Raw genomic sequence first — 13356 nt, forward strand, 5'->3', positions numbered from 1 at the left:
AAGGAGGAGTAGCAGATGAAAAAGATTCCTGTTACTGTACTAAGTGGATATTTAGGTGCTGGTAAAACAACGTTATTAAATCATGTCTTACATAATCGAGAAGGATTGAAGGTGGCAGTGATTGTCAATGACATGAGTGAAGTCAATATTGATAGTGAGCTTGTTCAATCGCAAGGTGGCTTTTCCCGTACAGAAGAGAAATTAGTAGAAATGTCTAATGGTTGTATTTGCTGTACATTACGAGAAGATTTATTGGTAGAAGTGGAGCGACTCGTGAAAAAAGGGGATGTTGATTATATTTTGATTGAATCATCAGGAATTAGTGAGCCTGTCCCGGTTGCACAAACCTTCTCTTATATTGATAAAGAAATGGGGATTGATTTAACGAAATATTGTCGCTTGGATACGATGGTTACCGTTGTTGATGCTAATCGTTTCTGGCATGATTTTGGTTCAGGAGACAGCTTGCTGGAGAGACAACAAGCAGTAGGTGAGGAAGATACGCGTAATATTGCCGATTTGTTACTTGACCAAATTGAATTTTGTAATGTTCTTGTTTTGAATAAGACAGATTTAGTTAAAGATGTAGATTTACAGAAGCTAGAGAAAGTCATTCGAAAGTTACAGCCTGAAGCGAAAATTATCCGTACAGTTCATAGTAGGGTAGATCCAAAAGAAATAGTAAATACACGTTTGTTTGACTTTGAAAGAGCTAGTGAATCGGCAGGCTGGTTGAAGGAACTTAATGCAGGAGTAGAAAATCATACCCCTGAAACAGAGGAGTACGGCATTGGTTCATTCGTCTATACATCCAGACTTCCTTTTCACACGGAACGATTAGTGAGCTGGTATCAAGATCTACCGAAAGAAATTGTTCGGGTAAAAGGTGTGATGTGGTGTGCGACTCATAATGATTTAGCTTTATTGCTATCACAAGCTGGTCCATCAGTGTCGGTTGAACCGTTAGCCTATTGGGTAGCTTCCTTATCAAAAGGTCAACAAAAGGAAATTTTAAGGAATAATCCTGAAGTCAAAGATTTATGGGATCCTCAATATGGAGATCGTCATACAAAGCTTGTATTTATCGGAATGGACTTAGATGTTAAGGAGATAACTAGTGAGCTAGATCATTGTCTATTAACAGAGTCAGAGATGTCGGAAGACTGGTCACGATTTAGAAACCCATACAATTGGCGAATTTCGTAATCAGGGGTGAGAACAGGTGATTTTATCAGGAAGAACGATTAAACAATTAATATATGAGGAACAAGTGGGTATTACTCCTTTTGAGGACTTAAATATACAACCAGCGTCTATTGATCTATGTTTAGGAAAGCATTTTTTAGTAGTGGATGATATGTCTACTCCTTTTTTATCCGTCAACGAACCGGCAAATTATCATGAAATGCAAGTAACAGATGGAGAAGTTATCACGATTCCACCTAAAACCTTTCTATTAGGAACAACGTTAGAGCAAATTCGCTTGCCTAACAATTTAACGGCCTTTGTTGAAGGGAGAAGTTCTATCGGAAGACTTGGTGTTTTTATTCAAAACGCAGGATGGATCGATCCGGGCTTCTCTGGCCAGATCACCTTAGAGTTATTTAATGCAAATCGTGTCTCTGTTCAATTAAAAGTCGGGATGCGGGTCTGTCAATTGGTTATAGCGCATGTTGATCAAGCTACAGAAGGATATAGCGGAAAGTATTTATTTCAAGAAGGGGCCACAGCTAGTCGGGTATATTTGGATTAAGGCGAAGAAGGCAGAGCAATACATGTTTTACAGGTAGATCTCTTGGATAGGAGAAATTTCGAAAAATATGTTGGTACTTTTGCCTGGAAGTCTCAATAAATATCGCAGGTGATAGGAAAACAGCTGAACCCATTACACTAAACGATTAGGAGGTAAAGAGATTGAAAAATAAAATACCAGTTACCGTGCTAAGTGGTTATTTGGGGGCAGGAAAAACCACTTTATTAAATCATTTGTTACACAATAGAGAGGATCTTAAAATAGCTGTAATAGTGAATGATATGAGTGAAGTGAACATAGATGCTGATATGGTGAAACAAGGTGGGTTCAGACGTGCTGAAGAGAAATTGGTCGAACTACAGAACGGATGCATTTGCTGTACATTAAGAGAAGATTTAATAAAAGAGGTAGAAAAGCTTTCTAGGCTGAATATCGATTATATTGTGATTGAGTCGACAGGGATATCAGAGCCAATTCCTGTTGCTCAAAGCTTTTCCTATGAGGATAAGGAGCTTGGAATCAACCTTGGCCAGCTATGTCGATTGGATACAATGGTGACGGTGGTCGATGCAAGTCGTTTTTGGGAGGATTATGGATCAGGAGAAAGCTTACTTGATCGTAATCAAGGAGCAAATGAGGAAGATGCTAGAGAAGTAATTGATCTATTAATTGATCAAATAGAATTCGCAAACGTTATCCTTTTAAATAAAGTGGATTTAGTAAAAAAATTGGATAAAGAAGCATTAATAGCAGTTCTGAAGCAATTAAACCCTGAAGCTCATATTATCGACACAACTTTTGGCAGAATTCCGCTGGATTCTGTCCTGAATACGGGATTGTTTGAATTTGAAAAAGCAAGCCAAGGAGCGGGATGGATCAAAGAACTAAATGAGGAACACGTACCTGAAAGTGAGGAGTACGGCATCTACTCCTTTGTTTACCGGAGGGACAGACCGTTCCACCCTGAACGGTGGATGAACTGGTTAGAAAATTGGCCGACAGGTATTGTACGAGCCAAAGGATTCTTTTGGTTAGCTTCAAGAAATGAGATATCTGGTTTATTATCACAGGCTGGTACCTCCCTCTCTATTCAGGGTGTAGGAAAGTGGGTTGCCACTTATCCTGAAAAAGAACAAATGGAAGTTTTGAATAAGGAACCTGAGTTAGTGAAGCGCTGGGACGTGGAATATGGGGATCGTATGACGGAGTTAGTGTTTATCGGTATGAATATGGATGAAGAGGAGATCATTAAGGGATTGGATCAATGCTTGCTAACAGATGAAGAAATGAAACAGGATTGGGATAAATTTAATGATCCATTGCCAGCATTTACTGAGAGTGGGCATTAAAATTGTAGAAGTAAAAAACGGTTCTTTTAAATATGAAAAAGAGTGGACAATTAGTCTGTGAATTTTTCATATAGATAAGCGTCAATTCGTTGCATTGATTGGACCTAATGGTTCAGTAAAATCTACTTTGGATGAAAACTATCTATGTAAACATATGAACCATAATATCCATTTCAGTAAAATTAGAGCGAATGATGTGTGGGTAGAGATTATCTATCATCCGTAATCAATAGAGAAGAAATTAGGCATAAACATTATATTCTCCATGGCAACCAATAAATATCTCATATTTATTGGTTTTTTTCTTTATAAAACTTATATGTAGTTTGAGATCAAATGGCTTATGAGCATTTAATCGAACATTTACAAATGATATAATTAATCTGTGTTGAAGAGATTTTATATGGAGTAAAAGAGAAAAGGTACTTACTATAGCTAGTGAAACGAGGAATTTATGAAACCAAATAATGATTGTCATTATTTCCAAAATGTTCGGAGTGGGGAGGATTAACTGCTGGCATAAAAATTAGAGCAATACTAGTTACTGGAGGAATTTTATCTAGTGCTCCTTCCCCTGGTGTGTTCTAGTTTTGGTAAGGTCATGATAGGTAATACATTGTTTGTCAAAAAATTATGCTAAAGGGGATATAGAGATATGATATTAGTTAGTTCCTGCTTAGCAGGCTTAAATGTAAGATATAATGGTACAAACAGTTTTAATAGTAAAATTGCAAAACTCGTAGAAGAAAAGAAAGCTGTTACAATATGTCCAGAATTACTAGGGGGATTTTCAACTCCACGAGAACCTGCAGAAATTGTAGGTGGTAATGGAGAAGATGTACTTGATGGAAAGGCTAAAGTAATCGAGAAATCTGGAAGAGATGTTACGGAACTTTATATCAAGGGTGCTTATGCTACTCTGAATAAAGCTAGAAAAATAAATGCATCCATTGTTGTTTTAAAGGAATCCAGTCCATCCTGTGGCAGCTCCATGATTTATAATGGTAATTTCATTGGTGAAAAACAAAAGGGAATGGGTGTTACTTCTGCATTATTACTTAGAAATGGAATAAAAGTATTCTCGGAAGAACAATTTGCTGACTTGTCATCTTTGCAGGGGCTAGAATAGAGCAAAGTTCAAATTTAGGAGGAAGCAATGAATCTAAAAGTGATAGAAAAAATTAATCTGCTTACAAATAATAAATTGATTATCTGGTTAAATATTTGGGCATTGGTAATATTTTTAGGCTTAGTGCTTGTTGGCATTTATGCTATGGGAGAGTTTGAGATATTTCCAAAAGAAGAAAAAACATTACTATTTATATTATACATGGTATTAAGGGTGCTGTTATTCTGTTGCAGTTTTATCGTTCTTCTCGTATTACATGAATTAATCCATGGCTTGTTTTTTAAAGTATTTAAGCCGGAAAGTAAGGTGAAATTCGGCTTTAAGAATGGGATGGCGTATGCAGCCAGCCCTGGCTCGATCTATCCGAGAATTCCGTTTTTTATCATCATTATCATGCCATTTATAATCATTAGTGCACTGCTTTCCATTATCAGTTTATTTGGTATTGATTCTACCTTTCTCTATCTATTATTTGCTTGTCATACATCGGGCTGTGTTGGTGATTTTTATTATTGCTACTTGCTTACACGTAAAAAAGGTAAAATTTATATAGAAGACACCGAGGTGGGAATAGATATTTATGAGGAAACAGCATAAAGCGAACATTCTGCAGAAAATATTTATAAATATTCGGTTTTAGTATTGACTAATCTTTGCTAGCCTAGTATGATATGAATTGAATTTATTATAATTTAATAATCATTACCTTCCGTCGTATAATATTGGGAATATGGCTCAAAAGTTTCTACCAGAGCACCGTTAAATGCTCTGACTACGAGGAGGATGAAGTTATTATTTAATAGGATAATAACTTCATCTACTTGTAATAGGAACCCCTTTGGATCATGTCCAGAGGGGTTTTTATTTCAGCAAAACTAGGGTGATGGATGAAATGGGAGGAAAAAATAGATGAAAAAGTTTTTTGAGTTTGAGCAGCTTGAAACGAATTATCGTAAAGAAACGATAGCTGGTATAACTACATTTCTAGCTATGGCTTATATTTTGTTCCTTAACCCTTCAATGCTTTCCGATGGCACTGGCATGGATAAGGGTGCGGTTTATGTTGCCACTGCATTGGCCGCTGCCATAGGTACATTAATTATGGGTGTACTCGCAAAGTATCCAATTGCTCTTGCGCCAGGTATGGGATTAAATGCGTTCTTTACTTATACCGTTGTATTAGGCTATGGTATTCCTTGGGAAACAGCATTAGCAGGAGTATTGGTTTCAGGACTTATCTTTATCCTATTAACCTTAACAGGTCTCCGTGAAAAAGTAATTAATGCCATTCCAGCTCATTTGAAAATGGCAGTTGGAGCAGGGATCGGTCTTTTTATTGCTTTTCTAGGGTTTCAAAATGTAGGAATTATTGTATCTGATGAAAGTACAGTAGTAGCACTTGGTGATCTAACCAATCCTGAAACGTTATTAGCCATTATTGGTCTATTTGCCACAGTTATCTTAATTGCAATAGGTTTTAAAGGTGGCGTGTTTTATGGGATGGTGATCACAGCAATTGTTGGAATCATTATTGGCCAAATCCCATTACCTGATAAAATTATAAGTGGAGTTCCTAGTATTGAGCCAACATTTGGGGCTGCCTTCACTCATCTTGGTGATATTTTTACGATTCAAATGCTTGTCGTTATATTAACCTTTTTGTTCGTCGATTTCTTTGATACAGCAGGTACTCTAGTAGCTGTGGCATCAAAAGCGGGTTTAATGAAGGATAATAAGCTTCCAAGAGCAGGAAAAGCATTATTTGCTGATTCTGCTGCAACAGTAGTTGGAGCAACATTAGGTACATCAACTACTACTTCTTATGTGGAGTCTACAACAGGTGTTGGGGCTGGTGGTCGCTCAGGGTTCGCCTCTGTTGTCACAGCGATTTTATTCCTATTAGCACTATTCTTTTCACCATTATTAAATGTCGTCACACCATCTGTAACAGCTCCAGCCTTAATCATTGTTGGGGTATTAATGGCATCTTCTTTAAAGGATATACCTTGGGACAAGTTTGAGATTGCAGTACCAGCATTCCTAACGATTATCATGATGCCACTTGCCTATAGTATAGCAACAGGTATCGCAGTCGGGTTTGTCTTTTATCCAATTACTATGGTTGCAAAAGGAAAAATAAAAGAAGTCAGCCCAGTTATGTGGGGGCTGTTCGTGATCTTTATTCTTTATCTTGGATTTTTACATTAATAGTTGAAAAGGCTTCGGCATTATGCCGAGGCCTTTTGCGTTGTTTGAAGAAGAAGTATTAGGGTAATAAAGAAGAAAGCTTTTCATAATAAGCACTAATGTGCATAATTTGAATCTGCATAAATCTCTTCTTATAGAGAAAAAATAGATTTGTCACCTGCTATGCGACAAAATTAGTTTTCAAGTATCTTGAAGATAGCATAACGGTGTCCTATGATTAGAATTGATGAATAGGAAAATTAGACGGAGAGGAGAAAGATAATGGCTCAGTCAAATATAAAAGTAAAAGTCCAGCAGTTTGGTAATTTTCTAAGTTCGATGGTTATGCCAAACATTGGTGCATTTATAGCATGGGGGCTTATTACTGCTTTATTTATTGCAGATGGTTTTATTCCAAATGAAAACCTTGCAAAATTAGTGGATCCAATGGTGTTTTACCTACTACCATTGTTAATCGGTTACACAGGTGGTAAATTGATTCATGACCAGCGTGGAGGTGTGGTAGGTGCTATCGCGACAATGGGGGTTATTGTCGGTGCGCCAGATACACCGATGTTTTTAGGTGCCATGATCATGGGTCCACTTGGTGGTTATGTGATTAAAAAGTTTGACCAATTAGTGGAGGGTAAAATTAAATCTGGCTTTGAAATGCTGGTAAATAATTTTTCGGCGGGTATTCTCGGAGGACTTCTTGCCATTCTATCCTTCTTGGCTATTGGTCCTGCTGTCAATGGTTTTACTCAACTACTTGTTGCAGGAGTAGATTGGTTAATTGGTGCAGGTCTTTTACCATTAACAAGTATCTTTATTGAACCTGCCAAAATATTATTCCTAAATAATGCAATTAATCATGGGATTCTCTCTCCAATAGGTTTAGAACAGGCGAGAAGCACAGGTGAGTCTATTCTATTCTTATTAGAAGCAAACCCTGGTCCAGGTCTTGGTGTTTTATTAGCCTTTATGCTATTTGGAAAAGGTTCTGCAAAGCAATCCGCACCTGGTGCAGGAATTATTCATTTCTTTGGAGGTATCCATGAAATTTACTTCCCATATGTATTAATGCGCCCAATGCTATTATTTGCGGTTATTTTAGGTGGTATGGGTGGAATACTAACATTAGTACTTTTAGGTGGAGGATTAGCAGCCCCTGCATCTCCTGGTAGTATTTTAGCAATTGCTGCAGTTACCCCTGGAAAAGCAAGTGTTTATATCGCAAACTTTGCTGCTGTTATCGTAGCTACGATTATTTCGTTCGTTGTTGCTGGATTTGTGCTAAAATCAAGTAAACAAGATGACGAAAATATAGAAGAAGCAACACAAAAAATGCAAGAAATGAAAGGGAAGAAAAGCTCTGTGGCAGGGGCACTTCAATCTAATTCAAGAACACTTCCTGATAAGGTAAACAAAATTGTATTTGCTTGTGATGCTGGAATGGGATCGAGTGCTATGGGGGCATCATTATTACGTAAAAAAGTGAAATCTGCTGATCTTGACGTTTCTGTCACCAATACAGCAATTAGTAACCTGCCAGGTGATGCACAGGTTGTTATTACTCAAGAAGAATTAACGCCTCGTGCAAAAGAGAAATTACCCAATGCTTATCATATTTCCGTTGATAATTTCTTATCAAGTCCGGAATATGACAAGCTAATTGACAGCTTGCAAAATGGTGTCACGGAAGAGTTATCTGAAGTGGTAGAAGAAACAGAAGCAGAGGTAACGGGTAAAGATCACGAGCACGATGATGACGATTTATTGCGGGAAGAAAATATCTTCCTTAATCAAGAATTCAATACAAAGGAAGACGCTATTCGATTTGCTGGTGAAGTGTTAGTGAAAGCAGGCTATGTAGAAGAAAGCTATGTGGAGGCAATGATAGAGCGCGATAACATAACATCTACCTATATGGGTAATCATGTTGCCATTCCACATGGTACAGAAGCAGCAAAAAAGGCTGTATTACGTTCAGGGTTTACAGTCCTTCAGGTTCCAAATGGGGTGGATTTTGATGGCAAGGAAGCGAAGTTAATCTTCGGTATTGCAGGAAAAGACGGTACCCATTTAGACATCCTTTCCGGTATTGCCGTAGTTTGTTCAGATGAAGAAAATATTGAACAGATGGTGCAAGCAAAAACAGCGAAGGAATTGTTAGCTATAATTAATAGTAAATGATGGTAATGAGTAGAAAGATGGGGTAGGTCCATCTTTCTATTCTGCTATCTGCTATATTCACCCTAAGGACATTTTGGAAAAGAAACGAGAGGGTAGAATGTTTATAACGTCAAGAGAAAAATTAATCATTGAATTAGTAATAAAAACTTCTGGTAAACACACACCACAGTCATTGGCCAATTACCTACAAGTTAGTGTAAGGACTGTTCAGCGTGATCTAAAAGCTGTGGAGAATATCTTACATTCCTTCGAGCTACAGCTGAAGCGAACACCCAATGATGGTTTAATGATTGATGGAAAAAATGAACATATTTTCAAACTGACCCAAAATTTATACCATGTCCATCCGACAGATGAAACACCAGAAGAAAAAAAATTACAGTTACTTATTACCTTATTACATGAAGGCTCTTTTTTTAAGACACAAGTGCTGGCAAAACAGCTCGGAATTAGTGTTACAAAGCTTTCTTCTTATCTGGATGATCTAACGAAATGGTTAGATAACTTTTCTATTGAATTGAATCGAAAAAGAGGTGTTGGTGTAAGCTTAGCTGGAAGAGAAGCAAATAAGCGTAAAGCTCTCGCTACCTATTTCTTATTTCATTTTCATGAAGAGTTATTAGAAAGCTTATATCTATTACAAAAGCATCACCTACTAGAAGGTCCGATACTAGGCTATTTTTCTTCTCAATATTTATTCACCATTGATGAAATGGTTCATCATTTATTTGACAAGGGGCAGACACGCTTAGCGGATAATGACTATTTAGGATTTATCGTCCACACGGCGATTACTCTCCAACGAGTAGAGAATCATTTTCTTTTAGAGGATGATGAACCAGTATTGTATGAGGAATCTACCCGAACCTTTCAACAAATTAGCCAACTAGCAGAACACATAAGATCGAAATTATCGATTCCGTTAGCTCATAAAGATGTTTATTATTTAGCTGTTGTTTTAAAAGGATCCAAATTGCAGGATTCGGATACAGTTGATTATGACAGTATTATGCTAGGGCAGCTGATTAGAAACATCATTCAAGATGTTTCCAAGCAACTTCACATTGATCTTTCTAAGGACTTTTCGTTATTCCAAGGATTGCTTGCTCATATGGAGCCCTCGATTTTTCGATTAAAGCATCAGATGGGCTTTTTTAATCCGTTAACCGAGGAAATAAAAAAGAAATATCCTATGTTATTTATGGCAGTTCGAAATAGTTTAGAGAAGGAATTTAATGATATCTCCTTTCCAGAGGATGAGATTGCCTTTATTGTGCTTCATTTCGGATCTGCATTATTAATGAATGAGGAAAAGACAGCGATACGTGCGGTTATTATCTGTCCTACAGGAATAGGTACATCTAAGATGCTAGCAAGCCGTATTCAGAAAGAATTTGCGGAAATTAACACAGTCGACATAAAATCAATTAAAGAAATAGAGAAATCGAAATTAAATGTGTTTGATATGGTTATTTCCACTGTAAAGCTTCCGTTTGATGATCTGAACTATATATTAGTATCACCACTATTAAACGACGAAGATATTCAAATGATAAGAAGCTTTTTGCAGCATAATATACGACAGTTAACAAGTAAAAATGAATATATGAAAAATAACAATAGCAAGAATTTTAACCTCCAGCCATCCAAATTGCAAGATGTGTTGCAGGAAATGGAGGAAGTACATTCTAGTATCGAAGCAATTCTGAATAACTTCCGTTTATACAGGAGATCGAACGCTGGATATTTGCAAGTATTAAGAGAGATGACCGAACGACTGGAACAAGCAGGGTTAGTCTCTAATGCAGAAGAAGTTTTACAAAAGTTAGCGGAAAGAGAAACAATGGGAGGATTGGGAATTCCTAATACCAATATGGGGCTTTATCATTGTCGATATGACGGTATTCAAGAACTTATTTTTCAAATATGTCATCTAGATCATCCTTGTGTCATTAAAGGAATGGATGGCACAGAAGTACAGTTAAAAAACCTACTATTGATGTTATCACCTGAAACGTTAAGTACAAAACAACAAGAAATACTAAGTCTCATAAGTACGAGTCTAATAGAAAGTGACGAGGCGATGATGATTTTTTCTTCTTCGAGTGAATCAATGATTAGAGAGAAATTAGAGGAGTTATTTTCAGACTACCTCGAAAATAAATGGATAAAGGAATGATTATAATGAAACAGACCGTCCACTTTGGTGCTGGAAACATTGGAAGAGGTTTTATTGGAGCTTTATTCTCTGAATCAGGTTACCATGTTACCTTTGTAGATATTGCAGAATCAATCATTCATTCTTTAAATGAACAGAAGAGCTACAAGGTAAAATTAGCAACAGACCAACATGAAACAACTACGATCAAGAATGTAGCGGGCTTAAATAACATGACACAGGAAAATAAGGTGATCGAGGAAATTACAGGTGCTACTTATTTGACTACTGCTATCGGACCGAATATTTTGCCTCGAATTGCACCACTTATTGCACGAGGTATCTCGGAACGAGTGTATCAAACAGATGAAAAGCTGTATGTGATTGCTTGTGAAAACCAGATAGGTGCAACTGACATATTGAAGCAGCACATATTAGATAATCTTGATGAAGACACAAAAGATAGACTAGCAGGGAGAGTATATTTCTTTAATTCTGCTGTCGATCGTATCGTTCCCATACAGGAAGATAATTCTTTAGATGTGTTGGTCGAACCATATTACGAGTGGGTAGTCGAGACGGAGGAAGAGATTCCGGAAGTTGAAGGGATGACTATCGTATCTGAGCTTGCCCCTTTTATTGAGAGAAAGTTATTTACCGTTAATACAGGGCATGCCGTCATTGCATACCTTGGCTACTTGAACGGGAAGTCAACCATTGATAAAACGTTAGCAGATGAAGCCATTAAGGAACAAGTCGAAGCAACATTAAAGGAAACTGGTGATTACTTAGTTAAACAGTATGGTTTAAAGGCAGATGAACATAACGAATATATTCAGAAAATAATTAAAAGGTTTAAAAATCCCTATCTTCAAGATGGGGTTACAAGAGTAGGGCGTGCACCGATCCGAAAATTAGGACCCGAGGATCGATTAATTCGCCCTGCAACAGAAGCGCAAAAAGCTGGTCTATCATTTACGAACTTAGCGAAGGCTATTGCTGCTGCACTATTATTTGATTATCAAGAGGACGAAGAAGCGATGAAGCTTCAATCAATGATCAAAGAAAACGGAATGGCGAAAGTGTTAGAGGATGTAAGTAAACTTCCTAAGGATAGTGACATTACACAAGAAGTTATCAAACAATATGCGTTATTAAAAGGGTAAATAAGGAACGGTTCAGTATCGTCTTGCTGGACCGTTTTTTTAGATCCTGGTTACTCCTCCTCATTTTCAATATTTACTCTCTTTCTTTTCCTAGTATTGTCCATTTTCTTATGCAAATGGATACACATCAGTCCATTACGAAGATTTGCGCTTACACGGTCCTTTCTCACAGCGAAAGGGAGGTCTATTTTTCTTGAAAAATCTCCTTGTAATATTTCTTGATGATGCATCTTGCCACTTTGTTTGATGGGAGATAGCTGTCCTCGTATTTCCAAGACATACTCGTCTACATATACTTCTATTTGCTTACTATTTTCCATACCGGGTAAACTAATATAACCAATCAATTCATTGTCTAGCTCGTATAAATTAATTGCTGGGATGGGAGGTTTGATAATATGCTCAAACTCATTCCAAAAGTTCCCACCGAAGAATTGATCCATATTATTTTTCCATTCGTGCATTTGCTGAAATGGATCCATCATTTTCCCTCCATTTTGTACTATGATAAGTAAGTTTTATATGATAAAATGATTCCGCCTAATTGTTATTATGTTATGTTAGAGAAATGATCCTGTTCCTTTAAGGAGGTATTTTTATGCTAGAAAATGCACTTATAATGGTTACGATTATTATGGCTATTAATATCGTGTATGTATCCTTATCGACATTACGTGTTATTCTTACATTAAAAGGAAGAAGATATATTGCGGGAACGATTGGTACATTTGAAATTGTCATTTATACCCTCGGACTTGGGTTAGTGTTAGATAATCTTGGAGAAATACAAAATCTAATTGCTTATGGGCTAGGCTATGGACTTGGTGTGATAATAGGGTCAATGATTGAAGAAAAACTGGCACTTGGTTATATTACCGTTAATGTTATTTCATCGAATCCAGACATTTCCTTTACGAAACAGCTCAGAGCAAAAGGCTATGGCGTCACCAGCTGGTATGCTTATGGAATGGATGGTGACCGTTTATCAATGCAAATACTATCACCAAGAAAATATGAGCTTCATCTTTATGAAACAATTAAATCTATTGATCCCAAAGCATTTATTATTGCTTACGAACCGAAGCAAATTCACGGAGGCTTCTGGGTGAAGCAAGTAAGAAAGGGGAAGATCAGAAAAAGTGTCGAAAAAGAAGAACAAAAACAATCAGAAGAAATACTTTCAAGTGAAGAAAAATGAAACCATTGCTAGCTGTTTAGAACGGATAAAGCAAGAGGGCTATCAACCGATTAGAAGAATAGAAAAGCCGATCTTTGAAGAGGTAGGTAGCAAAATCCAACCAATTGATCGAATCATACAATTTGAAGCCATTTTGTCAAAACACGAACGTTAATTTAATTATGTTAATTAACGTTCGATTTTTTATTGACAAGAGGGAAATGGACTTGTTATCATATGTGTA

General features: G+C 36.9%; 12 protein-coding genes and 1 riboswitch. Of the genes, 11 read left to right on the forward strand and 1 reads right to left on the reverse strand.

From position 1 onward, the window contains the following. Window positions 1-15 precede the first annotated feature (15 nt). From DLJ74_RS19985 to DLJ74_RS20025, 9 genes are all read left to right on the forward strand, one after another. A complete protein-coding gene (locus tag DLJ74_RS19985; RefSeq protein WP_109985806.1) occupies window positions 16-1206 on the forward strand; it encodes a GTP-binding protein in 1191 nt (396 codons plus the stop codon). 16 nt (window positions 1207-1222) lie between these two features. Then, window positions 1223-1753 (forward strand): dCTP deaminase, encoded by a 531-nt coding sequence (gene dcd / locus DLJ74_RS19990; RefSeq protein WP_109985807.1) that lies wholly within the window; start codon window positions 1223-1225, stop codon window positions 1751-1753. A 161-nt stretch (window positions 1754-1914) separates the two neighbouring features. Beyond that, window positions 1915-3102, forward strand: a complete 1188-nt coding sequence (locus DLJ74_RS19995) for a GTP-binding protein (RefSeq protein ID WP_109985808.1) — start codon at window positions 1915-1917, stop codon at window positions 3100-3102. Between the two features lie 655 nt (window positions 3103-3757). Then, a complete protein-coding gene (locus DLJ74_RS20000; protein WP_109985809.1) occupies window positions 3758-4231 on the forward strand; it encodes a 2-thiouracil desulfurase family protein in 474 nt (157 codons plus the stop codon). 27 nt (window positions 4232-4258) lie between these two features. After that, window positions 4259-4828 carry a DUF3267 domain-containing protein gene (locus DLJ74_RS20005; protein WP_054860917.1) on the forward strand — a complete coding sequence of 190 codons (570 nt, stop codon included), beginning with the start codon at window positions 4259-4261 and terminating at the stop codon, window positions 4826-4828. Window positions 4829-4923: 95 nt separating this feature from the next. Next, window positions 4924-5026, forward strand: a riboswitch (purine riboswitch). Window positions 5027-5140: 114 nt separating this feature from the next. Continuing rightward, a complete protein-coding gene (locus DLJ74_RS20010) occupies window positions 5141-6439 on the forward strand; it encodes an NCS2 family permease (protein ID WP_109985810.1) in 1299 nt (432 codons plus the stop codon). Window positions 6440-6700: 261 nt separating this feature from the next. After that, complete coding sequence (locus DLJ74_RS20015; RefSeq protein ID WP_109985811.1) at window positions 6701-8611, forward strand: PTS mannitol transporter subunit IICBA; 1911 nt, start codon at window positions 6701-6703, stop codon at window positions 8609-8611. A 97-nt stretch (window positions 8612-8708) separates the two neighbouring features. Continuing rightward, window positions 8709-10790: a BglG family transcription antiterminator gene (locus DLJ74_RS20020; protein ID WP_109985812.1), complete on the forward strand. Its 2082-nt coding sequence runs from the start codon at window positions 8709-8711 to the stop codon at window positions 10788-10790. 5 nt (window positions 10791-10795) lie between these two features. After that, window positions 10796-11935, forward strand: a complete 1140-nt coding sequence (locus DLJ74_RS20025; protein WP_054788062.1) for a mannitol-1-phosphate 5-dehydrogenase — start codon at window positions 10796-10798, stop codon at window positions 11933-11935. Between the two features lie 50 nt (window positions 11936-11985). On the opposite strand, the gene DLJ74_RS20030 is transcribed toward DLJ74_RS20025, so the two are convergent. Beyond that, complete coding sequence (locus DLJ74_RS20030) at window positions 11986-12417, reverse strand: Hsp20/alpha crystallin family protein (protein WP_054788026.1); 432 nt, start codon at window positions 12415-12417, stop codon at window positions 11986-11988. A 116-nt stretch (window positions 12418-12533) separates the two neighbouring features. Here DLJ74_RS20030 and DLJ74_RS20035 point away from each other — a divergent pair, with 116 nt between their 5' ends. Beyond that, entirely contained in the window at window positions 12534-13133 is a 600-nt protein-coding gene (locus DLJ74_RS20035; RefSeq protein WP_054788025.1) for a DUF2179 domain-containing protein, read from the forward strand. Beyond that, window positions 13120-13287 (forward strand): NETI motif-containing protein, encoded by a 168-nt coding sequence (locus DLJ74_RS20040; protein ID WP_245902402.1) that lies wholly within the window; start codon window positions 13120-13122, stop codon window positions 13285-13287. The genes DLJ74_RS20035 and DLJ74_RS20040 overlap by 14 nt, the downstream gene beginning before the upstream one ends. Window positions 13288-13356: the final 69 nt, after the last annotated feature.

Origin of the sequence: Gracilibacillus dipsosauri, from assembly GCF_003176895.1 — a bacterium.
Lineage (GTDB): Bacteria > Bacillota > Bacilli > Bacillales > Amphibacillaceae > Gracilibacillus > Gracilibacillus dipsosauri.

Excerpts from the sequence above, each read along its gene's own strand:
- DLJ74_RS20020 (WP_109985812.1), top strand. The coding sequence starts at position 8,709 with ATGTTTATAACGTCAAGAGAAAAATTAATCATTGAATTAGTAATAAAA.
- DLJ74_RS20015 (WP_109985811.1), top strand. The coding sequence starts at position 6,701 with ATGGCTCAGTCAAATATAAAAGTAAAAGTCCAGCAGTTTGGTAATTTT.
- DLJ74_RS20025 (WP_054788062.1), top strand. The coding sequence starts at position 10,796 with ATGAAACAGACCGTCCACTTTGGTGCTGGAAACATTGGAAGAGGTTTT.
- DLJ74_RS20000 (WP_109985809.1), top strand. The coding sequence starts at position 3,758 with ATGATATTAGTTAGTTCCTGCTTAGCAGGCTTAAATGTAAGATATAAT.
- DLJ74_RS20010 (WP_109985810.1), top strand. The coding sequence starts at position 5,141 with ATGAAAAAGTTTTTTGAGTTTGAGCAGCTTGAAACGAATTATCGTAAA.
- DLJ74_RS20005 (WP_054860917.1), top strand. The coding sequence starts at position 4,259 with ATGAATCTAAAAGTGATAGAAAAAATTAATCTGCTTACAAATAATAAA.
- DLJ74_RS20035 (WP_054788025.1), top strand. The coding sequence starts at position 12,534 with ATGCTAGAAAATGCACTTATAATGGTTACGATTATTATGGCTATTAAT.
- DLJ74_RS19985 (WP_109985806.1), top strand. The coding sequence starts at position 16 with ATGAAAAAGATTCCTGTTACTGTACTAAGTGGATATTTAGGTGCTGGT.
- DLJ74_RS20030 (WP_054788026.1), bottom strand. The coding sequence starts at position 12,417 with ATGGATCCATTTCAGCAAATGCACGAATGGAAAAATAATATGGATCAA.